The organism is Cyclobacterium xiamenense, from assembly GCF_900109255.1.
Classification (GTDB): domain Bacteria; phylum Bacteroidota; class Bacteroidia; order Cytophagales; family Cyclobacteriaceae; genus Cyclobacterium; species Cyclobacterium xiamenense.
Map to the genome: position 1 here is coordinate 341,672 of NZ_FNZH01000004.1, position 22,117 is coordinate 363,788.

Consider the following 22,117-nt stretch of genomic DNA (forward strand, 5'->3'; position numbering starts at 1 on the left):
CCGAATGGGTGAAAATCCGGTTTTTTGCGGGCAGGAATAGAAATTTGGATTAAATTGCGGCGGTTAAAGAAAATACGCATCAGTTAACATTTGTTCATGTCAGATTTGAACCATTATTTAAAGATTGCCAGTGAGTTAGGCATTCGCGACAAGCAAGTGGCCAGTACGGCTGCCTTATTGGAAGAAGGAGCAACGGTACCCTTTATATCCCGGTACCGGAAAGAAGTAACCGGCAGTTTGGATGAAGTGCAGGTGGCGGCGATTCGGGATCGGCTGCAGCAACTGAAGGATTTGGAAAAGCGAAAGGAAGCCATCCTTAAATCCATCGAAGAGCAGGGCAAACTGACGGAAGAGCTGAAGCAAAAGATTCAGGCGGCAGAGACCATGTCGCTATTGGAGGATATTTACCTGCCGTACAAGCCCAAGCGAAGGACGAAGGGAACCATCGCCCGGGAAAAAGGGCTGGAGCCACTGGCTACCTGGATCTTTGCCCAGGAAAGCGGATCTCCGGACGAAGCGGCCAAATCTTACCTGGATTCCGAAAAAGGTGTGGAAACGGTGGAAGAGGCCCTGCAGGGAGCCAGGGATATCATTGCCGAATGGATCAATGAAGATGCAGAGGTGCGCAAGCACTTGCGGGACCTATTTATTGAAGAAGGGAAATTCGTTTCCAAGGTGATCCCCGGAAAAGAGCAGGAAGCCATCAAATACAAAGATTATTTCGAATGGGAAGAACCGATTAAGACGGCCCCCTCCCACCGGGTATTGGCCATGAGACGGGGCGAAAAGGAATTGTTTTTGATGCTGGATACCGGGCCGGAAGAGAAGGACGCACTTCGGCTGATCGAGAAAAAGGTGCTTCGTGGACAAAATGCCTGCACCGAGCAGGTAAGCATGGCGGTGAAAGACGGGTACAAACGTCTGCTGAAGCCATCCATGGAAACCGAGGTCCGGGTATACGCAAAAAAGAAGGCGGACGAGGCGGCGATCAAGGTATTTACCGAAAACCTACGGCAGTTGCTGCTCGCCTCGCCCCTGGGAGAAAAGGCCGTATTGGCCATCGATCCCGGGTTTCGGACGGGCTGCAAGGTCGTGTGTCTGGGTCGGCAAGGGCAGTTTCTGCAAAACGAAACGATCTATCCAAACGAGCCCCAAAAGAAAACCATGGAATCAGGTGCGCTGGTAAAATACCTGGTGGAACGGCACGAAATTGAAGCGATCGCCATTGGCAACGGAACGGCAAGCAGGGAGACCGAGGCATTTATCAACAGCCTGGGATTACCCAAACACGTATTGGTGGTCATGGTGAACGAAAGCGGCGCGTCGATTTATTCTGCTTCCGACGTGGCCCGGGAGGAATTTCCCGATCAGGACCTCACCGTTCGCGGTGCCGTATCGATTGGGCGCCGGCTTATGGACCCGCTGGCAGAATTGGTGAAAATCGATGCCAAATCCATCGGTGTGGGCCAATACCAGCACGACGTGGATCAAACTGCCCTGAAAAATTCCCTGGACGATACAGTCATGAGCTGCGTGAATGGTGTGGGCGTGGAGGTAAATACCGCTTCCAAACAACTGTTGACCTATGTGTCGGGATTGGGGCCCTCTTTGGCACAACACATTGTCGCTTACCGCAACGAACACGGGCCCTTTAAAAGCAGGGAAGAAATAAAAAAAGTACCCCGGCTCGGGGAGAAAGCGTTTGAGCAGGCCGCTGGATTTTTGCGAATCCGAAATGGAGTAAATCCACTGGATAGCAGTGCCGTTCATCCGGAACGCTACGCGTTGATTCAGCAAATGGCCGCAGATATGGGCGTGTCGGTAGACGCCTTGCTGAAGGACGAGCAGCTTGTGCAAAAAATACCACTTAAGAAGTACGTGGGAGCGGACGTAGGCTTACCAACCTTGCAGGATATCCTTGAGGAACTGGGTAAACCGGGAAGAGATCCGCGGGATCGGTTTGAGGCGTTTCAGTTTCAGGATGGGATCAATGAAATCAAAGACCTGAAGATCGGAATGGAACTCCCCGGTATCGTGACGAATATTACGCAATTTGGCGCCTTTGTGGATATCGGGGTGCATCAGGATGGATTGGTGCATTTGAGCCAGTTGGCCGATCGGTTCGTAAAAGACCCAAACGAAGTGGTGTCGGTCAATCAAAAAGTGAAAGTGACGGTTATGGAAGTGGACACCGCCCGCAAACGCATTGGTCTAAGCATGAAAGCCGACCCCTTTGCCAAAACTCCTCTGCAGGGAAAACGGGAAAAGCCTTCCCGGCAGCGTAGTAAAAAGCAGGAGCCAAAGGAAAATATGGCAGACAAACTAGCCTTGCTGCGTGAAAAATTCGGAAAATAATTTTCCAATGGAATACTGCTCCCAATTCCAGTAGCGATCCCCATTCCTGATTTCCTATACCCATGCATCCCAACCGGATCATGGGTTTTTTTATGCGGTAAACCTGCGATCGGTCCGGTTTTTTCCCTGTAGCGAGGTTTTTGCTCTTCCAAAAGGAGGCTGATCCGCCAAAAAAAACGAAAAAATCGGCGACCGGACAGGCATTCATTCCGCCTCCGTCTGTTCCTTTACCAAGCAATGGGGTTTTGGATCCGTAACGGAGGGCAAAGAAGCCTCCCTTCGTACGCTTTCTGCTCCCGTTTACATCCCTAACTGTCAGGTTTAGCATAAATCAAAAGTAGTTTAATCGGCATCATGTAGACCGGATTGGATGCTTGGTGTCCGTCGGGTCGTTTTGTTTGCAGCTTTTGTTCGAGTAACAAAAATAAAATGATGCAATAGTGCCAAAAAAACGAATAAAATATAAAATCTGTTTTTTTGATACCAGTTGGATAAAAAATAAACCAAAAAAATAAATCTAAACAAGAAAATGAAAGAATGAAGGTAAATTTAAATCCAAAATTTTCGCTAATAAAGTTATTAAAGGAAAAATAAGGTCATAAATACACATTCATATTTTAAAAGTTAGATTTTGCTTCGTATTCGAAATTATCAGATAAAATAATTTTTAAGGATATCAGATGTTATTATAAATTAATATTTTTTATTTAATGTATTTTTCAAATTAAAAAATTATACAAAAAAAAGAAAATTTAAATCTTTCGTTTCGTCGGGATTTTTAAAAATTAATTCGGTAAATTTTTCTTATTCGAATTCCTGTTTTATATTGAACCCGAATTCAAAGATGTGGTTAAAAAAAGACCCTGATTTCCATCTTTTTATTCAAAATCTCCAAGATAGCCTTTTTAGAATCACCCAAAAATCAACCACTTGGGAAAATCGGACGAAAACCGATTTAAATCTTCACTTATTAACCATTAACAACATGATTAAAAAATTTACTCAGGCAAAGGAAAGGAGTAACACGACTACCAGGCTCCTCCTTGGATTGACGATCCTTCTCGGATCGATGCTAGTGAATCCGCTCTTTGCGCAAGAGCGGTCAGTATCTGGAACGGTAAACGATGAAAACAAGCAGCCTATTCCAGGGGCAAGTGTTCTGGTAAAAGGAACCACAAAGGGTGCTGCAACGGATATTAATGGAGAGTTTTCGCTTTCCCTGTCCAGTGGAGAAGACATCCTGGAGGTTTCATTTATTGGGTATGACAAAAAAGAAGTGAAAGTAGGCAACCAAAGCCAGCTTTCTATTTCCTTGGTACCGGATGAAACGGCGCTTTCGGAAGTGGTGGTGACTGCCTTTGGAATGGAACGCGAAAAGAAGGCGTTAGGCTACACTACACAGGCGGTCGAGGGTAGCCAAATCGCGGATGCCCGCCAGGCAAACATTGCTAACAACCTTTCCGGCCGCGTGGCTGGTGTACAAATCAATAGCAACTCCATGCCCGGTAGTGGTTCCCACATCGTTATCCGAGGATCTTCTTCCGTTGCTGGAAATAACCAGCCGTTGGTTGTTTTAGACGGTGTGCCGTTGGAACAATCCTCTGACCGAAGGTACGGTGGTGGCTTGTCTGAAATCAACCCGGACAACATCAAGGAAATCAATGTATTGAAAGGTGCTACTGCTGCCGCCCTTTACGGTTCGCGGGCAGCCAATGGTGTAATCATGGTAACGACCAAAGACGGCTCCGGAACGAAAGGAATCGGTGTTGAATTGAATACCAACATGACATTTGACCGGCCATTGGTAGAGCCTGGATTGCAGAATATCTACGGAGGTGGTATCGGCTACCGAACCTGGTACGTAGACGGTAGAAACGGATTCGATGCTGACGGCATTCGCGGAACGGCCGGTGTGGACGAAAGCTGGGGACAGCCCATGGATGGATCCCTTGTTCCCTTGTGGTACAGTGCTCCCGATCGTGCTCCACTACTGCCACAACCCAATAACTTCCAGGAGTTTTGGGAAACGGGACGAAGCATGACCAATAATATTGCTGTTTCCGGAGCCAACGAAGACGGCAACTTCCGCTTGTCCATGGGCCGACTGGATCAAAGCGCCATTATGTATAACAACAATTACTACCGGAATAACTTCAAATTGAATGCTGGATACAATTTCACAGACAAATTGAGTTTTACGGTAAGTGCCGAGTACGTAAAGTCCGGTTCGGATAACCGTCGGTACACCGCCAGCTCTGACTTTATTTGGGCGCACCGGCATACGGAATACGACAAATTGAGAAATTGGGACCAGTATTACGACATACAGCGGGCAACTTTCCGACCGGGTGACGACTACCCCTATGCCAATTGGCAGCACGAGTATTTTACCAACCCGTACTTCCTTCAGGACCGGTATACCAACGCTAACGAAAAGGATCGTTTAGTAGGGAATATTGCCGCCAATTACAAGTTTTCCGACGATCTCAGCATCATGGTTCGTTCAGGTACCGACTTCTGGACGGATAGCCGGACCAACGTAACCAGCGTGGAACGAACCAAGAACTTTGTGCGGATTTTGGGTGCATACACCGATACCCAGATGACCAGCCAGGAGACCAATAGCGATGTGATCCTGACCTATAACAAAACCCTGGACAACAGCCTTTCGCTGAATATCCAGGCGGGAGCCATTAACCGTACCAATAACTACCGCATGTCTGCTGTAAACGTGCGGGAATTGACCATCGACGGATTGTACAACCTGGGCAACTACGCCAGCCCGGTGGTTCCTTCCAGTGAAATCAGAAAGCAAGTGGTAAACAGTGTCTTCGGATCGGCGCAGTTCGGCTATGCCAACTCCATCTTCCTGGACGTGACCGGAAGAAACGATTGGTCCAGTACCTTGCCGACCAACGCCAATTCCTTCTTTTACCCCTCTGTGGCGCTGAGTGCCGTACTGACAGACATGTTTAATGTGCAGAGCAACTTCCTTTCCTTTGCGAAGGTACGGGCAAGTTTGGCTCAGGTAGGTAACGATGCCGATCCTTACCTGCTCAATCAGGTATTTGCCTCACAGGGGCTATGGGCCGGAACGACGCCTACCTACGCAGCCGCCTCAGAGATTGCCAACCGAAACCTGAAGCCGGAGATCACCACCGGTCAGGAAATTGGCTTGGACTTGCGCTTTTTGCAAGGACGAATTGGGCTTGACTTTACCTACTACCACCAGGCAACGACCAACCAGATCCTTGCGGTGGCCATCTCACGTGCCTCAGGGTATGAAAGCCAGATATTGAATGCTGGAAAGATTACCAATCAGGGAGTGGAATTGATGCTTACCGGTGCCGTCCTTCAAAATTCCGGTGGATTGAACTGGGACGTGGCGTTGAATTTTGCGAGAAACCGTAACCTGGTTGTGGAGCTTGCCGAGGGTCTGGAGAATTACACGCTAGGAAGTCAGAATAGTTTAACTTCGGAAGCGCGCGTAGGGGAGCCCTACGGTACGCTCTACGGAAGAAGGTACCTGAGATCTCCCGAAGGCGAGATTGTACATAGCAATGGACTGCCTCAACTGGAAGCTGGAACCTTCCAACTGGGTAACATTCAGCCGGATTGGATAGGTGGGCTCTCAAACACCTTCAGCTACCGGGGATTTACCTTCGGATCACTGATCGACGTACGCATGGGCGGCGACCTGTTTGATGTGGGTACCGGTTTGGCAAGAAAGACCGGGCAGTACGTGGAAACGGCCATTGGTAGAGAAGAAGGGGTGATTGGCCAGGGTGTAATGAATGTAGGTACTTCCGAAAGTCCGGCATACGTCACCAACGATGTGATTGTTGGTGCACAGCCTTTCTGGAATGCACAAAATCCCCGAAACGCGCACGAGGCAGGTATTTTTGACGGATCCTTCATTAAGCTGCGGGAATTGTCGCTGGGTTACAGCCTTCCGCAGACATTGCTTGCCAATACATTTTTGCAGAGCGTCCGGGTTTCCCTGGTCGGGCGAAACATGGCCATTCTTTTTAAAAACCATCCCCATTTGGATCCCGAATTCGATTCCAAAGGTGGAAACGCCCAGGGTTTTGGGTACGGCGAAATGCCTTCCACGCGAAATATTGGATTTAACCTGAATGTTGCCTTTTAAGTAACTTCCAACTTGCTAAAGAAATAGACAATGAAAAGATTTAAATTAGTATCCCATACCTTATTACTGGGGCTCTTCCTTTTGGCGGGCTCCTGTACCGAGGAATTTGCCGAAATAAACACCGATCCGAACAATCCGGTGACCATTTCGCCCTCCCTATTGTTACCAAACGCAATTCAGGTATCCGTTGACCGGTACTGGGGACACAGTACCCGATTTCAGCGGTTAAACATCGATGCAGCCATGTGTTGGATTCAGCACCTGGCCCGAAACATCTACATCAATTCCGAAGGAGATACCTACGAGATTCCGATCACGGTGTCTATTGGTACCTGGGAAAACCTGTACAACAGCTCCCTGGTAAACTTGGAGCAGGTGATTGAATTGGCCGGTCCAGGTGGGCAGTATGAAAACGTGAATTACGAGGGGATTGCAATGGTCATGAGAGCCTTCACATTTTCTTACCTTGCCGATGCCTTCGGTCCCATTCCCTATTCAGAGGCGCTAAAAGGTGCTGCCGAAGAGCCGATCAACTCACCTAAATACGATTCTGTAGAGGATGTTTATGCGGGAGCCCTGGAAGAGCTCAAGTTAGCCAATGAAAAACTATCCGTAAATGGACCAAGAGTAGATGGAGACATCATGTTTAACGGAGACGTTTTACGCTGGAAAAAATTTGCCAATTCCTTGCGCATCAAGATTGCAAACCGGCAGGCTGCCAAAAAGCCAGCCGAATCCCGGGCAATCATGCAGGAAATCCTATCGTCACCCGCTACTTACCCGATCTTTACCGGTAACGACGACTATGCCGAATTGGATCATGCCAACGTGATCGGCAGCAGAAACAAGATGTTTGACGTGTTTTCCACCCGCTCGGATTGGAATATCAGCAAGACCTTGGTTGACAAGCTACTTGAGTTGGATGATGACCGTATTTCGGTGTACGCCTTACCGCTTAGTGATGGAACATTTGTAGGCTTGCCCAATGGACTTACCGATGTGGCTGCATCCACCATCTCCGCATCTACTATTGGACAGAAGTTTCTTGAGCCGGACGCGCCAAGTATCTTAATGACCTATTCGGAGTTAATGTTTATCCTGGCTGAAGCGGCATTGGATGGGGATATCTCCGGAGACTACATGGATTATTTCGAAAAAGCGGTAAGTGGATCCTTTGAGCAACACGGATTGGCCATGCCTGCTGATTATATCAGTCGCTTGGGCACTGTAGATAAGGAAACGCTGATGACGCAAAAATGGATCGCTTTGTTTGGTCAGGGAATTGAGGCTTGGACCGAGTACCGACGAACCGGGTTTCCACAAATGCCTACCCCGGATCCTCGCGCGATATTCGTAAACGAAGGGGTACTTCCCACGCGAATCGAATATCCGCCTTCTGAGTATTCGCTAAACATGTCCAATCTGGAGCAAGGCATCCAACTATTGGGCGGTGCTGACAATATGCGTAGCAAATTGTGGTGGGCCGAATAAGCAGCCTTCGAAATACGCACGTACTCGTAGATTATTCTCACATACAATTGAAACTGACACCATGAAAAATATACTAAATAAAATAGCTGTTCTGGGCCTGCTGTTCGTCGCGTTTTCCTGTGTAGAAGCAGAAGACCTGGTAACGAAAAATGTCGCTGCCCCGGTATTGGTCGTTTTGGAAGGAACGGAATTTGACGCCACCACGGGTGTGGCGGTATCCGGATCTTTCTACGAATTGGACAAAACCGGTATTTTGGATCGAAATGTAGGCATTGATTCCATTCCGGTATCCGGTCTGGAAGTAAAGGTCTTCATTAACCAAACCGACGAAGTTGGTACCCTTACCACGGATACGCAGGGAAAAATTCTCTTCCAAAATCCCTGGTCTTCGCTTGGGATTGCCCAACCGACCTCTGGAACACAAATTCGTCTGGAATTCACGGGAACGTACAACGATATCGCCTTCCGTAGGTTTCACAACGTACGCGTAAGATAAGATTATTGATTGGGGACAGGGTCCCTTGGGTAAGGGATGTTTTGTTTGGCACTGTTTTTCTGCTCTTGCATGGGTCACTTCTGACCTCGGGTAGCGAACGGCCTATACAAAACATCCCTTTTATTGTTTTTGACGAACCACTTACAACCAAACAACGTAAAAAAATGACCAACGTAAACCGAAGAAACTGGCTAAAATCCAGTCTCACAATGACCGCCGGCCTGATGACCATGGGGTATGCAGGCGCAAGTACCAAATTCGAGGAAGGGAGCCACATCGAATCCATTCTTCCAAAAAAAGACCGGTATGCCCGGCTGACATCCAATGAGAATCCCTTTGGTCCATCTGCTTCGGCGAAGAAAGCCTTGAAAGCAGCCATCGACGATTCCTTTTTGTACCCCAGGGAGTACCGGCAAACGCTGATGAGCCTGATTGCCAAGGAAGAAGGGGTGACCGAAGACCACATTTTGCTCGGAGCAGGTTCCAGTGAATTGCTGCATGCCGCAGCGCGTGTATACGGTGGGGCCAATGGTAAAGTCTTGTCCGCCGATCCTACCTATACTTCCCTGGTTCGGTCCGCTGAGATGATGGGCTCGGAATGGGTTAAAATCCCCTTGGACAAGCAGTTTGACCACGACCTGTCCACCATGGAATACAAGGTAAAACCGGACATTTCCCTGGTTTACCTGGTCAACCCAAACAATCCAACCGGTAAGATCATGACGGGGGATGAAATCATCAGCTTTTGTGACACCGTTTCTGCGAAGGTGCCCGTATTTGTAGACGAGGCGTATTGGGATTACATGGAAAATCCCAAGGGATCTACTACGACTGCTTGTATCAAGAAAGGAGCAAACGTGATCGTCGCCAGGACCTTTTCCAAGGTACACGCCTTTGCCGGCTTACGGGTAGGATATTGCATTGCTCAGCCGGAAGTCATCAAAAAATTAGCGAAGGAGGGACCTAGAAATACACTCAGCGGGCCGTCCATGAGTGCGGCTACTGCCAGTTTGGTGGATTATGAGTTTATCAAGTACTCCGTAAAAATGAATAACGAAGGAAAGAAATTTGTGTACGATGTATTGGAAAAAACCGGACACGATTATCTCCCTTCCCATACCAATTTTATTTTGTTTCCGATTGCCATGGAAAGTGAGGATTTCAAAAAGAAAATGCTTGCCAAAGGTGTGGGAATCAAAAGTATGAACGTAGCTGGACAGGATTATTGTCGGGTAAGTATGGGGAAAATGGAAGACCTCGAAATGTTTGCCGATGCCTTTAAGCAAGTGATTTCTACCAAAATCAATCAATCCTAATCGGATTTCAGTAATTTTTTGTTCCTTGATTTCAAACCAAGCTAGCTCTCACCGGGACTGGCTTGGTTTTTTTTTGCCAGGAAGTAAAGAGTGACACTCGCGCCATTTTCAGCAGTCCGGATCGCCTCACCGGATCCATCGATGTGCTTTTTTCAAAAGTAGGTTTGGATACGGGCTCCCCAAGCATTGCAATTGCTCGCTCGGCACGGAAGGGTTTCTAGGCGAAGGCCTATTCTTCGGGATCGCTGAAGGGTAAAAAAAGCAGCTTTTCACGCGAAAAGCTGCTTTCTGAAGTTGACAGAGGTTAATCTGATCACAACATTTTAAAATTAACTGTTAGTGGTTTGTATTGTTACGATGAGTGCGTTTCTTTCTCTAATGCTGGCTTGTATTCGATGAGGTTGAACCACTTGAGGATCGGTTTGATGATACCCAGACCCACTAGCGCAAAGCCCACGGCAAGCAAGGTAGTAGACGAGGCGAATAGTTCACCGAAAGAAAATACAGTTAGCATGATTACCGTGGTAAATGGGAGGGAGCAGGCCAGAATATTGACTGCCAATTCCATATCAAACGTTTTGGTTGTTTTATTCTCATTAGCCTGTTCCAATGCGGTGATAGATGCCATGTGAGCAAAAGGCCAGAAGCTGATGGCGCTTTGTGGAAACACGACCAATACCAAAATGGCCGGATACGAAAGTTGCGGTGCAAAGATCAGCACCATTCCGCTCAACAAAAACGTCAAGCCGGAGCGCACCATCAACAAACCTGCAATTTTTCGGATCTGCTTCCAGTTGAATACCACGGCTATGCCAATGAAAATCAACACCAGTGGAGTCATTAGGTTGCTCAGGGTACTGATTGCAGTGGAAACAAACACCGGTAAATTTTCCAGGTGAATGCCTAGGCTAATCAGTATCAGGGCCAGAATAATGACCAGGTTAATTGGCTCGTTGACCAAACTTAGTAAAAGGGACTTAAGTTTATCCCCGTTGCCACTTTTGATATCCTTATTCAATTTAAAGTACCAACTCATCGCAATCATGTAGGCGATTACGAGCACAAATACTTTGTTTCCAATGTCCGACAGTGCCCCCCATGCCAGTGCATCGTCTCCCAGGTATTCAATGAGAAACGGAAAACAAGAAAGTCCCGGAGCAAGCGAGGGAAACAGCAGCAGATAGGTTCGATACTGGGAGGTATCCTTCTCAATACCGAATAAAGGCAGTGTGTACTTTAGAATAAAATACAGGATAAAATTAAAGGAAAGGGCTAGCAGAGGCAAAGCCAATAAATCCCATTCTACTTCCGCCTTGAGTAGCGCAACAAATATGATTGCCGGAAGCGCCACGGTAAGGATGAGCGTCTTTAGCCCTTTTTGCTGGGCCGGATCTTTTAGCTTTTTTCTCAATAAAAACCCAATAACCAATAGCAGTAGCAGTGAAAGCGTCTTTTGGACAGCTATGTTCATATGATCGATTTGTTAGTGATTGTGAAGTAGGTGGTTATTCGGGGCTTATTGCTAATTACTGGATCAGGTAGTTACCGTTTTCAATGCGTTGGTAAACAGTTTCATTTCGTCCATGGTACCCATACTTACCCTACACCACGGTTGATCGGCGATGGAATAGACCCGGATACCGACGCCCTCTTCCATCATTTTCCCTGCAAAGGCTTTGCCTTCTTGCTGAATGGGGAAAATCATGAAGCTGGTGTAAGAGGTGATCGGGTCAAATCCCATGGATTTCACCTGCTCTAAGGTGTACGCTTTGGATTCGGCATTCCACTTTCTGCAGGAAGCAAGGAATTTTTCGTCCTTGATACTGGCGATGGCGCCTTTCAGGGAAGTGACGCAAAGGCCCATGGTGCCCCGCACCATGCTGGTGATGGATTTGATACGCTCTTCGGTCGCTACCAGGTAGCCTACCCGTAAGCCGGCCATTCCATGAATTTTGGAGAAGGTACGGGCTACCATCACATCGTAGCCTTCGGATACCAAGCCTACCATGGTATGGTCCTCCGGCTTATCCATAAATTCCAGATAAGCTTCGTCTACGAAGATTGGTTTTTTCTTGGAAGCGCTCTTACAAAATGCCTTCAATTCCGAAGGATCGGTGATTGCACCCATGGGGTTGTTTGGATTACAAACATACAATAGCTTGGTATCGGCGTCAATTGCCTGCTCCATGCCTTTCAGGTCGTGGGAATAGTCGGCTTTCAACGGAACGGCCTTCCAGTCACCACCCATCGCTTTTGCGGTATTGACCAATGACATGTACGAAGGGTCTGCCGAAACGACATTTCCTCCATGCTGGCAAAGTACAATGGCAGTTTTCTCCAACATATCCGTGGATCCTGGACCTAACATGATATTTGCTGGCTTCACCCCTTCTTTTTCGGCAAGCATGTCAATGAGGTAAGCCGCATCGGCATGTCCGTATCGGTTTCCTACGCTGATGGACTCAGCAATCGCTTTCTGTACACTTGGTGAGGGACCGAAGGGATTTTCGTTGGCCAATAGCCGCGCTTTCATCTTGACGTCTTTGTAAATGGGATTCATTTCCCACAGCATGCTTTCGCTGCTCCAGTTTTTTCCGGCTACAGCAGCTGGCTTCGCCTGGAGAGATCCGGTGATCAAAGGCAGGGATCCTAAACCCAATACGCTGGTTTTAAGCCAGTCCCTTCTGTTGAAATTTTTCATACGTTCTTTTTTGTAAAGTGGTTAATATTTTGGTATAAATTTAAACCAAATTTGAATGAAAAAAAACATAAGGCGTAAAATTAGGTGTAAAAAACAGCCAAGTTTATTATTATGTGTATGAAAAAATAAAATGGTAGGCGAAAAATTGCCCATGTTGATAAATTAACGTGTAGTTTGAGAAACACCCGGTAGCAATACCGGTCTTTTTGAGGGTGCGAAACGTTTTTTCACCCTTTCTATGCTCCCAGCCGGGCAGGTTGTCGGTCGCTGAACACTACTAAAACCAGGACGATTACGCAAAAAAACACGGCACCTGTTGGTTTATAAAAATAACATTCCTATTTTTATAAGGTTGATTAAATTAACGTTTTATGAAAAATATCCCCGATATTCACTTTACCGCCAAGCCTTTGTCCTCAGGTAATCTGCAAGTCAAATTTTACATTCACCAGGGTCAGAAAACCAGCTATGGGTACCTGTTGACCCGCTCGGATTGTTCCGAAGAGGAAATTCTGGACGAAATTAAAAAACGACTGGCGCGTCGGACAGAATCCCGATTGGACCTGCTTCGGTTTACATTTAAGAATCACTGGAAAGACGATCACCAGTTTTTTCTGTACTCGGCATGAATCACCTCTCATCAAATATTCGTTTTTTGCGTAAAAAAGCCGGACTGACACAAGGGCAACTGGCCGAAAAAATCGGCGTGCAACGAAGCATGATCTCCGCCTACGAGGACGGGAGATCCGATCCGAAATTGGCATCTCTCGAAATAATGGCGGCATTGTTCAAGGTAGGAGCTGACGAACTCCTCTTTTGGGACATCGAATGTAACGGGAGAAAGTACCTGCAACAGGAAGCGCTGAAAATATTGACCGTCACCCTCGATGGCAAGGAGGAGGAATGGATCAGCATGGTCGGGGAAAAGGCTGCAGCTGGCTACCTGAACGGCTATGCCGATCCCGAATACATGGAGAATCTCCCCAATTTCAGACTCCCCAACTTATCGAAAAACAATACCTACCGGGCATTTGAGCTAAGTGGCGACAGCATGCTACCGCTACAGCCCGGAACCCTCATTATTGGGGCCTACCTGGAGCACGGTACGCAGATTAAAAATGGCAAAACCTATGTGCTGGTTACAAAAAACGAGGGGATCGTGTACAAACGTGTATTCAACTACATTGCCGAACACGGCAAACTCTTTGCCGTATCGGATAACGATCGGTACAAGCCCTACGACATCCCGATTCAGGAAGTTCTTGAAATTTGGGAAGCCAGGGCCTTTGTGAGTACTCACTTTCCGGATCCTACTCCCGAACCGCTGACACTGGATGACCTGGGTACGATGATACGGGAGTTGAAAGCGGACATCCAAAAGATATCGGGAAACTAATCCTCCAATCCCTCCTGCTGGCTGGCCAGTTCCCGAAATGCCTGCAATACCCTGGCTTTGGCATCAAATTCCGGGTCCAGGTTGATTATTCCCTGCTCGAAATTGTGCCAGTAGCCGTCGCCACAATCCAGGTAGCTGCCTGCTTTTGTTGGATCTTCCTCGGATGCACAGGAATAATCGTAGTCTGGAATGAAAATCAAGGAAGCGAGTTCCCGTCCTTCCTCCCAGTCCAGAACGCGGGGCTGATCGTTCACAAGGAACTCCACTTTTCGGATCGAAAACTTGAACAATAATTCTACCAGCACTTCTTGCGCCGAATTGATTTCCTTGAAGCGAATTCGAAGGGGGGCTTCCTTTTTGCTGATTTCATAAATGGCCTGAATAAAGTCCTGGCAGCACAGGTACCATTCGTTTTGATTCAAGGGTATATCCCGGGTAATCTTGCCATGAATGTCCTTGGCCAATAGTTTGATACCTCCTTTTTCCCCCAGACTTTTCTGATTTGACCATTTTGAGGAAGCGTACAGTTTTTTAAACACGTTTTCCCAAAGCTTGGGCAATTCGCCGGTATACCGGTAGTCGTCGGCGAGTGTAAACCCCTCGTCCGTAATTTCTTCCGGACTCAATTCCTCCCGATCTGTGTACTGAATATCAAACTGTGTGTTGACAAAATTTTTGCTAAACGACAGCTTAAGCTTGAACACATGGCTGAAAGGTGGCGGGATTTCGCCAGTGACGTAGTCAATTTCCAATCGGGTGATGTCGTCGGATTTTAAATGCATCGTATTTTTTTTGAAACAAGTAACAAAAATAAGGCTAATTCCTTAGATGCGCGAAGGAAAGTCGCAATTCGCTGGATGAAAATGGAGGGAAGCAGCCGTTCGGTATCAGTTTATTTTAAATTTATCCGAATTTTTTGTTGAAATTTGCCTCCATGAAGGCAGAAGCAATCGATGACTGGCAACAAAAAAACGAGCGTATTGCCGCAGACTTGTACGAGAAAGGTTGGTCGCTGACCGATCGGTACCTGACCGAGGCGTTTCGCAAAGAACTGTTGGAAGAACAACGGGATTTGCTACACCACGGGCAGTTTCGCCATGCAGGCGTGGGTAGTGGCGATTCCTTTGCCATCAAACCAGAAATTCGTAGCGACAAAGTGCTCTGGATGGACCAGCAGCAGCTCACGCCCCTGCAACAACGGTATTGGGGACTGATGGCAGCCCTACAGACGGCAATCAATCAACGCTGTTACCTGGGCTTGCGCTCCTTTGAAGCCCATTTTGCCATGTATCCTCCCGGGTCCTTTTACCTAAGACACCTGGATCAATTTCAATCGGTGCACTACCGGAAAGTTACGGTGATTCTTTACCTGAACGAAACCTGGGAGGAAAGCGACGAAGGAGCCTTGCGGATGTATTTTCCTGCGGAAAATGGCTCGGAGGAACACCTGGATGTGTTGCCGCTGGGGGCACGGTTGGTGGTGTTTCTGAGTGGGGAAATCCCCCATGAAGTGTTGCCTACCAATAAAGGACGCATCAGTATAACCGGTTGGTTTAGAGACAGGTAATCGGAAAGGAATTTCACTTAGCTACCTTTTCCATCCTCTCGCATTTCTCTTCGGCGCATGGGCATGGCGTCAATGGTGCCAAAGAGTTCTTCCCAATTGATCTCTTCCTGTTCCCGCCGCAATTTGCTCCCACCGTCTTTTCCGAGCAATACGTAGCAGCTTTTTTGGGTTCCCCGCACATACCTTTCGCGGAGCTGTTCTACATAGTTGGCATCAAAGGTATAGGAACTGTTGCTGATCAGGGATTCGCCGAAAATGAAATAAACCATGTCCCGTTCTTCAATATCTGCCATCAATTCCTTATTCACCTGCCCAATCGGGCGCGAATCAACAGCCGGAAAAACCAACAGGACCCGGTTTTTCCACCGCAACTCGTCCAGTGTTATTTCTGAAAAAAAACCAGCAAGGGACGCAAGCAGCAAGGGGAGGAATAGCATTTTCATGAACGGGAATACATTGGTTTGAAAACTGTTACAAAAGAAACAGTATTCTCTCGCAAATGGTTTGGCTTCAATTACGGGATTGCTCTGCTTTTGATTTTCCCCTCTTCTATACCTGGGGTTAACTGATAGAAGATCCCGGAGGCGTTGGTTCGTGTGGCACCAGCAGCCGGTAGCTTCCCTGCCCATCCGATGCCATCAGGATCATGCCTTCCGAATCAATACCCGCCATTTTCTTCGGGGCAAGGTTGAGGAGCATGGTCACTTGTTTTCCGACCAACTCCTCTGGCGCAAACTGTTCGGCCACCCCGCTCAGTACCGTCTTATTGCCCAAACCGGTATCTACCAACAGTTCAAGCAATTTTTTTGATTTTTTCACTTTTTTTGCCTGCAGGACCGTTACCACCCGCAGGTCCATTTTGGCAAAATCCTCGAACGGAATCAACGGTTTCATGGCGTCTGCCAGAGGGGGGCTGGCTTCGTTTTTCTTTCTGCTGTTTTCCAATTTTTGCACCTGGGCATCGACCGTGCTGTCTTCTATTTTCTGAAACAATAGCTCCGCTTTTTCAATGGGGCTTCCACTGAGTAGGAGATCGGTGCGACCCGCATCGGACCAATGCATGTCTTTGATACCAAGCAGAACCCGGATTTTTTCGGCCGTAAAAGGTAAAAATGGGACAGAGAGGATGGAAAGGTTCGCGGCTATATTCAGTGCGACAGAAAGAATGGTACCGGTGCGCTCGCGGTCATCTTTGATGGTTTTCCAGGGTTCGGTATCGGCCAGGTACTTGTTTCCGGTCCGGGCATAGTCCATCATTAGCGCCAGCGCCTCGCGAAACCGGAATTTTTCCAATGAACCGGCAATTTTTTCCGGATAGGTCGATAATAGCGCGAGTGTTTCCCGATCCACCGCTTCTAAAGTACCGCGTTCCGGTACCTTGCCATCAAAATACTTGTGCGTGAGGACCAGGGCACGGTTGATGAAATTTCCGTAGATGGCGACCAGTTCGTTGTTGTTGCGGGCTTGAAAATCCTTCCAGGTGAAATCGTTGTCTTTGGTTTCCGGGGCATTTGCGGTCAGCACATAACGGAGCACATCTTCCTGACCGGGAAATTCTTCCAAATATTCGTGCAACCAGACGGCCCAGTTTCTGGAGGTAGAAATCTTTTGTCCTTCCAGGTTTAGGAATTCGTTTGCAGGTACATTGTCAGGCAAAATAAAATCCCCATGCGTTTTCAAGATGGCTGGAAAGGTAATGCAATGGAAAACGATATTGTCCTTGCCAATAAAATGAACCAGCTTGGTATCCGCATCTTTCCAGTAGGGCTCCCAGTCCAGACCCTTTTCGGCCGCCCATTCCTTGGTGGAAGAAATATACCCGATGGGAGCATCAAACCACACATAGAGTACCTTCCCTTTGGCCTCCGGCAAGGGGACCGGGATCCCCCAGTCCATGTCCCGGGTCATGGAGCGCGCTTGCAGCCCGTCTCCGGCTTCCAGCCAGCTTCTGCATTGACCCAGCACGTTGTTTTTCCAGTCCTGCGCGTGGGTTTCCAATATCCACTTTTTCAGAAAGGGCGTGTATTTTCCCAGGTCAAGAAACCAGTGACGGGTCATCCGAAGCACCGGTGTATTGCCGCTGAGTTTCGATTTTGGATCGATTAGGTCCGTCGGACTGAGTGAAGAACCGCACTTTTCGCACTGATCGCCGTAGGCTTCCGAATGGCCGCAATGCGGACAGGTACCCTCAATGTAGCGGTCGGCCAGAAATTGCCCCGCTTCCTCGTCGTAATACTGTTCGGTTTCTTTTTCTAAAAATTCGCCCTTATCGTACAGGTCTTTAAACAGTTGCCCCGCGGTCTCGTGGTGAACCGGAGAGCTGGTTCTTGAGTAGTGATCAAAACTAATTCCAAACTTTTTGAAGCTGTCTTTCATGATCCCGTGGTACCGATCCACTACTTGTTGGGGGCTGATGCCTTCATTTTTGGCCTTGATGGTGATGGCTACTCCGTGCTCATCGGAGCCGCACACGTAGACCACGTCACGCTGCTGCAGTCTCAGGTAGCGCACGTAGATATCGGAGGGAATGTAACAACCGGCCAAATGTCCGATATGTAAAGGCCCATTGGCATAGGGCAATGCCGAGGTAACGGTATATCGCTTGAATTTTTTCTCACTCATAGCCCGCAAAGATAGGTATTTTAGGTTTTGGGTGAAATCCAACCATACAATATTCGGGCGGTTTCAAACCCGTTCTCGATTTTTTTGGCTCATTTCTTTCCAAAGGGAACGGTGAGGCCCAGCCAGGGGATTGCCAACCAAAAATCTTCTCCACCCACTAAGGGTAAAAAAAGGCCAAAATCGATGCTCATCCGACCGACAAGTCGCCTTCCTCCGGCGGATACGATACCCAACGACTCCCCGCCGGCACCGATCAGGTAATTTTCTGTCAGCAGGTAGCCCCTTGGCCCCGTTCGGATCATGCCGGAAAGGGATACGGTTGGCCGACTGGCAATACTCCCGTCGGCATAGGCCCAACCAAGCCCGAGGGTAAGGTTTTTGTCCTTGGATCCAAGGGTCGTCAGCCCATACAGCAATCCAAAGCCACCCTCGTCCGCACCGATGACGGTTCCTGCCAGTACGCCAGCCCCAAGGTTTAATTTATCGGGAACAACGGGAAAAGAAACCTTAGGTGTTACCCAAACGGGTGTGGGGCTGCCGGCAAATAGAAACAGCGGTACCATGCCTGCTCCAATGGAGAAATTGTCGGTAATCCCGGTGGAAACCTGGTTAAAAAAAATCCACACATTTTGGTAGTAGGATTCGTTCTTTTTTAACCCGTATCCATTGGGAATCCAAAAATGCCGCGTCGCCTGGAGATTGGCAAACCAGTAGTTGCCTTTTCCCTGCGGAAGGCGGTCCAGCCTTTCTAGTTGCAGGATATCGGAGCGCAGCAGTCGGATTTCACCTAAATTTTCCGTTTTGAGACGGATTAGCTGTGCATCTTCGGAAAGGATGGTACCCAGGTACTCGTTTCCGTCCTTCGTTTTGACCAGGTACAGCTCGGTTGTATCGGCTTCGGTGACGGGCGGCTGCTGTGCAAAAGCAGCGAGTTGGGTTCCTACCACCCATAGGATTCCAACCAAACAAAGACCTGTTTTGACGCGATATACTGGCATAGTACGTGCTCGTTTCCTACAAGGTAACGCTATCCGCTCGTTAAAAAAAGCGGGGCTTGCGTTTCCTTCTTACCTATCTGTCAATCGTCCACAGCCGCACCAACCAGCTGTTTGAATTTCCAGGCAGTCTGATCGCCGGTAGGGCCTTGGGTTTGTTTTAGAATTATTCCGATAATTTTTTCCTGCGGATCGGCAAAATATTGGGTGTTAAAATACCCTCCCCAGACAAAGGTACCGGGGCTTCCCAGTCCTCCCTTGGCCTGGCCCCGCTCGGTCAAAACGCCAAAAGCCAGGCCGTAATGCTGCTCTGCGCCTCCGTAAAGTTCCAATGTTTGGTCGGCCATCATGGTGGCGATGGTGGTCCTGCTGAGAAAGCGCTTGCCATTCAGCTCCCCTCCATTCAGGTATAGTTGGAGGAAGGTAGCGTAATCTTTTGCTGTACTGGAAAGGCCTGCGCCACCCGAGTAAAAGGAGGATCCATTAATTGGGTAATCCACATCGTAAAAGGTATTCGGATAGTCTTCCCATTGCCCGTTTACCTTGCGTTGAATGGCTACCAGCCGGTCGGCCTTGGATCGGGGAAGGTAAAAGCCCGTGTCTTCCATGCCCAAAGGACCAAAGAGACGTTCGTAAAGGAATTGCTCAAAGCTCATTCCGGAGATGACTTCAATAAAATATCCCAGTACGTCCAATCCCATGCTGTAGGTGTATTTCGTGCCCGGGTCGTGGTGCAGCGGCAATTCGGCCAATTTCAGTACGATCTCCTTGATCGGCACGTTTTCGGTAGTAAACAGGTCCGTGGTGCCTGCCTTCTGGTACAGCATCTTCATCCGTTCGTCCCCATCGATCACCCCGTAGCCCAGGCCTGAGGTATGGGTGAGCAAATGGCGGATGGTGATTTCCCGCTCGGCCGGACGAGCGGTATAACTCGTGTCGGCATACCGGAAATTGACCAGCACTTGCGGATTTTTGAACTCCGGAATGTATTTGGAAATGGGATCGTCCAATTGGAATTTCCCTTCCTCCCAGAGCATCATAACGGCCGTGGAGGTGATGGCTTTTGTTTGGGAAGCGATGCGGAAAATGGCATCTTTTTGCAGGGGCTTGCCGGAGGTATTGGCTTGTCCATATGCTTCGTGAAAGACAATTTTTCCGTTGCGTGCAACCAAGGCCACCGCGCCGGGAATGGTGTTTTCTTCCACTGCCTCCTGCAGCATGTGGTCGATGCGATCCAGTCGCTCCGCGGACAATCCCACCGCTTCGGGGGAACCGGTCTGTAGGGGAGGGCTTTTCTGTTGGGAAGGGGTTTGGGCATGCAGGTGAATCAGGCTCGTACATGCAAGGACTAGGAAAATGGGTACTGTTTTTCGAATCATTGGAAATAGATGGATAGGTAATCAATATAAATAACCCTTGAAAGTAACCAATTCTTCTGTCAATTCATTACGCTGACGCGTCAAATGCTGGTATACGAGCAAAACTACCGAACAATTCCGGTTGGTAAACCGGCCGGGTCGGTTTCGGTACGGCCGCCTCCCCGATAAAATCCCGCTACCCAATCGTCCGCAACCCAGAGGCTCGGAAAGGATGGCTTGTGCGCTCCTCCGTTGTAGGGTGAACGGCAGTACCTACCGCCGCTGGCTGGCTTTTTTCTAGTGTAAGAAATTGACAATCAATTTTCTAGTTAAATTATTGGCGCCAAAGGGTTTATTTGTGGAGGTTTATTTTTGCAAGCTATCAAATAACCGTATTTTTGAACTCATACCAGGGAACGAACACAGTGGATCAGGAAAAAAGACGTCTTATCATTTGGTCAGTAGTCATTAGTTTGCTCTTGCTGGCAATCAAGTTTTACTCCTATTTTTTGACCGGATCCACTGCCATTTTGACCGATGCCATGGAAAGCATTGTGAACGTGGTGGCCTCGGTTTTTGCCTTGTATAGCATTTACCTCAGTTCCCTGCCTAAGGATAGCAACCATCCCTATGGGCATGGGAAGATCGAGTTTTTTAGCGCCGGTATCGAAGGCACGTTGATCATTCTGGCCGGCGTTTTTATCATTTACCAGTCGGTTCGCGCCATGATTTTCCCACAGGTATTGGCAGAGCTGCCCCTGGGGATGGCTCTGGTGGGTTTTTCTGGACTGGTCAATGGGGTTTTGGGCTATATCCTTCAAAAAAAGGGGCGGCTGCTTCACAGCATTACCCTGGAAGCGGACGGCAGACACCTGTCTACGGATGCCATTTCCAGTTTTGTGTTGATCGCAGGAATAGGGGTGATTTATTTCTCCGGCTGGGTGTTTTTGGACAGCCTTCTTTCCCTGGCCTTTGCGGGGTACATCATCTTTAACGGGTACGTTTTGGTCAGACGGTCCGTGGCGGGGCTTATGGACGAGTCCAATCCCAAAGTAGTCAACCTGGCCGTACAGGTCCTAAACCGCAACCGGAAGGCAAATTGGATCGATATTCACAACATGCGGGTGCAGCAGTATGGCGGAGACAGCCACATCGACCTGCACCTTACCTTGCCTTATTACTTTGATCTGGTTCGGGTTCACGACCAGGTGGAAGAGGTAGAAGAAGTATTGGAAAAAAACATGCCGGGATACACGGAAGTGTTTGTCCATGCGGACCCCTGTCTGCCCGAATCCTGTTGCCACTATTGCCAGGTAAGCGATTGTGCGGTAAGGAAATACCCCAAACGTAAAAAGATTAAGTGGACTGCTGAAAACATGTCCAAAAATCAAAAACATTACCACGAACTAAGCCATCTTTCTTCCCTCAGAACCCAATCGTCCCCGGTTGTCGAAAAAATTCAATCGGACGATAAAAAAGAAAAAAAATGAATATTTTTTAAAATAAATAACATTATTTGCCGTTCGCAGCGCCTTAAGTGCTGAATAATTGTTTTTTTTGCAAGTGATTTCCTGATATTTGTTAGGTATTGAATATATTTATACGTATAAAATTTTGTTTTATACGCTGAATTTTGTATCTTAATTCCGTAAATGATACCTAAAATTTCA

16 protein-coding genes are annotated in these 22,117 nt (G+C 48.0%); 9 read left to right on the forward strand and 7 right to left on the reverse strand.

Annotated elements, in window-relative coordinates:
- Positions 1-96 precede the first annotated feature (96 nt).
- The 5 genes from BMW71_RS15005 to BMW71_RS15030 all read left to right on the forward strand — a co-directional run bounded on the left by BMW71_RS15005 (position 97) and on the right by BMW71_RS15030 (position 9,808).
- Positions 97-2,355 carry a Tex family protein gene (locus BMW71_RS15005; protein ID WP_092175645.1) on the forward strand — a complete coding sequence of 753 codons (2,259 nt, stop codon included), beginning with the start codon at positions 97-99 and terminating at the stop codon, positions 2,353-2,355.
- 985 nt (positions 2,356-3,340) lie between these two features.
- Positions 3,341-6,505 carry a SusC/RagA family TonB-linked outer membrane protein gene (locus BMW71_RS15015; RefSeq protein ID WP_177179655.1) on the forward strand — a complete coding sequence of 1,055 codons (3,165 nt, stop codon included), beginning with the start codon at positions 3,341-3,343 and terminating at the stop codon, positions 6,503-6,505.
- A 30-nt stretch (positions 6,506-6,535) separates the two neighbouring features.
- A complete protein-coding gene (locus tag BMW71_RS15020; RefSeq protein ID WP_092175651.1) occupies positions 6,536-7,996 on the forward strand; it encodes a SusD/RagB family nutrient-binding outer membrane lipoprotein in 1,461 nt (486 codons plus the stop codon).
- 61 nt (positions 7,997-8,057) lie between these two features.
- On the forward strand, positions 8,058-8,492 hold the full coding sequence (locus BMW71_RS15025) for a hypothetical protein (RefSeq protein WP_092175653.1): 435 nt from the start codon (positions 8,058-8,060) through the stop codon (positions 8,490-8,492).
- A 164-nt stretch (positions 8,493-8,656) separates the two neighbouring features.
- Positions 8,657-9,808, forward strand: a complete 1,152-nt coding sequence (locus BMW71_RS15030; protein WP_092175656.1) for a pyridoxal phosphate-dependent aminotransferase — start codon at positions 8,657-8,659, stop codon at positions 9,806-9,808.
- A gap of 352 nt (positions 9,809-10,160) precedes the next feature.
- On the opposite strand, the gene BMW71_RS15035 is transcribed toward BMW71_RS15030, so the two are convergent.
- Together BMW71_RS15035 and BMW71_RS15040 are read right to left on the reverse strand one after the other, a co-directional pair.
- Positions 10,161-11,279 (reverse strand): AEC family transporter, encoded by a 1,119-nt coding sequence (locus BMW71_RS15035; RefSeq protein WP_092175658.1) that lies wholly within the window; start codon positions 11,277-11,279, stop codon positions 10,161-10,163.
- A gap of 63 nt (positions 11,280-11,342) precedes the next feature.
- Positions 11,343-12,509, reverse strand: a complete 1,167-nt coding sequence (locus BMW71_RS15040) for a pyridoxal phosphate-dependent aminotransferase (protein WP_092175661.1) — start codon at positions 12,507-12,509, stop codon at positions 11,343-11,345.
- Positions 12,510-12,880: 371 nt separating this feature from the next.
- Between BMW71_RS15040 and BMW71_RS15045 the strand changes: the two genes are divergently transcribed.
- Both BMW71_RS15045 and BMW71_RS15050 read left to right on the forward strand, forming a co-directional pair.
- Positions 12,881-13,138: a hypothetical protein gene (locus tag BMW71_RS15045; RefSeq protein ID WP_092175664.1), complete on the forward strand. Its 258-nt coding sequence runs from the start codon at positions 12,881-12,883 to the stop codon at positions 13,136-13,138.
- Positions 13,135-13,905 (forward strand): LexA family transcriptional regulator, encoded by a 771-nt coding sequence (locus BMW71_RS15050; protein WP_092175666.1) that lies wholly within the window; start codon positions 13,135-13,137, stop codon positions 13,903-13,905. The genes BMW71_RS15045 and BMW71_RS15050 overlap by 4 nt, the downstream gene beginning before the upstream one ends.
- On the opposite strand, the gene BMW71_RS15055 is transcribed toward BMW71_RS15050, so the two are convergent.
- On the reverse strand, positions 13,902-14,687 hold the full coding sequence (locus BMW71_RS15055) for a hypothetical protein (protein WP_092175669.1): 786 nt from the start codon (positions 14,685-14,687) through the stop codon (positions 13,902-13,904). The genes BMW71_RS15050 and BMW71_RS15055 overlap by 4 nt on opposite strands.
- 152 nt (positions 14,688-14,839) lie before the next feature.
- On the opposite strand from BMW71_RS15055, the gene BMW71_RS15060 reads away from it, so the two are divergent.
- Positions 14,840-15,472: a 2OG-Fe(II) oxygenase gene (locus tag BMW71_RS15060; protein ID WP_092176108.1), complete on the forward strand. Its 633-nt coding sequence runs from the start codon at positions 14,840-14,842 to the stop codon at positions 15,470-15,472.
- A gap of 17 nt (positions 15,473-15,489) precedes the next feature.
- Here the strand turns inward: BMW71_RS15060 and BMW71_RS15065 are convergent, their stop codons facing one another.
- The 4 genes from BMW71_RS15065 to BMW71_RS15080 form a co-directional block, all read right to left on the reverse strand.
- Positions 15,490-15,915, reverse strand: a complete 426-nt coding sequence (locus BMW71_RS15065; protein ID WP_177179656.1) for a DUF4174 domain-containing protein — start codon at positions 15,913-15,915, stop codon at positions 15,490-15,492.
- 118 nt (positions 15,916-16,033) lie between these two features.
- On the reverse strand, positions 16,034-18,094 hold the full coding sequence (gene metG / locus BMW71_RS15070; RefSeq protein WP_092175674.1) for a methionine--tRNA ligase: 2,061 nt from the start codon (positions 18,092-18,094) through the stop codon (positions 16,034-16,036).
- Between the two features lie 89 nt (positions 18,095-18,183).
- Entirely contained in the window at positions 18,184-19,059 is an 876-nt protein-coding gene (locus BMW71_RS15075; protein ID WP_092175677.1) for a hypothetical protein, read from the reverse strand.
- A 113-nt stretch (positions 19,060-19,172) separates the two neighbouring features.
- Positions 19,173-20,468: a serine hydrolase domain-containing protein gene (locus tag BMW71_RS15080; protein ID WP_092175680.1), complete on the reverse strand. Its 1,296-nt coding sequence runs from the start codon at positions 20,466-20,468 to the stop codon at positions 19,173-19,175.
- Between the two features lie 377 nt (positions 20,469-20,845).
- Between BMW71_RS15080 and BMW71_RS15085 the strand changes: the two genes are divergently transcribed.
- The gene (locus BMW71_RS15085; protein WP_394333696.1) at positions 20,846-21,937 is read left to right on the forward strand and encodes a cation diffusion facilitator family transporter; all 1,092 of its coding nucleotides are present in this window, start codon (positions 20,846-20,848) and stop codon (positions 21,935-21,937) included.
- Positions 21,938-22,117 lie beyond the last annotated feature (180 nt).

What these genes read in the sequence shown, in the direction of transcription:
- BMW71_RS15005 (WP_092175645.1), top strand. Translation starts at nt 97, where the DNA reads ATGTCAGATTTGAACCATTATTTAAAGATTGCCAGTGAGTTAGGCATT.
- BMW71_RS15015 (WP_177179655.1), top strand. Translation starts at nt 3,341, where the DNA reads ATGATTAAAAAATTTACTCAGGCAAAGGAAAGGAGTAACACGACTACC.
- BMW71_RS15020 (WP_092175651.1), top strand. Translation starts at nt 6,536, where the DNA reads ATGAAAAGATTTAAATTAGTATCCCATACCTTATTACTGGGGCTCTTC.
- BMW71_RS15025 (WP_092175653.1), top strand. Translation starts at nt 8,058, where the DNA reads ATGAAAAATATACTAAATAAAATAGCTGTTCTGGGCCTGCTGTTCGTC.
- BMW71_RS15030 (WP_092175656.1), top strand. Translation starts at nt 8,657, where the DNA reads ATGACCAACGTAAACCGAAGAAACTGGCTAAAATCCAGTCTCACAATG.
- BMW71_RS15035 (WP_092175658.1), bottom strand. Translation starts at nt 11,279, where the DNA reads ATGAACATAGCTGTCCAAAAGACGCTTTCACTGCTACTGCTATTGGTT.
- BMW71_RS15040 (WP_092175661.1), bottom strand. Translation starts at nt 12,509, where the DNA reads ATGAAAAATTTCAACAGAAGGGACTGGCTTAAAACCAGCGTATTGGGT.
- BMW71_RS15045 (WP_092175664.1), top strand. Translation starts at nt 12,881, where the DNA reads ATGAAAAATATCCCCGATATTCACTTTACCGCCAAGCCTTTGTCCTCA.
- BMW71_RS15050 (WP_092175666.1), top strand. Translation starts at nt 13,135, where the DNA reads ATGAATCACCTCTCATCAAATATTCGTTTTTTGCGTAAAAAAGCCGGA.
- BMW71_RS15055 (WP_092175669.1), bottom strand. Translation starts at nt 14,687, where the DNA reads ATGCATTTAAAATCCGACGACATCACCCGATTGGAAATTGACTACGTC.
- BMW71_RS15060 (WP_092176108.1), top strand. Translation starts at nt 14,840, where the DNA reads ATGAAGGCAGAAGCAATCGATGACTGGCAACAAAAAAACGAGCGTATT.
- BMW71_RS15065 (WP_177179656.1), bottom strand. Translation starts at nt 15,915, where the DNA reads ATGAAAATGCTATTCCTCCCCTTGCTGCTTGCGTCCCTTGCTGGTTTT.
- metG (WP_092175674.1), bottom strand. Translation starts at nt 18,094, where the DNA reads ATGAGTGAGAAAAAATTCAAGCGATATACCGTTACCTCGGCATTGCCC.
- BMW71_RS15080 (WP_092175680.1), bottom strand. Translation starts at nt 20,468, where the DNA reads ATGATTCGAAAAACAGTACCCATTTTCCTAGTCCTTGCATGTACGAGC.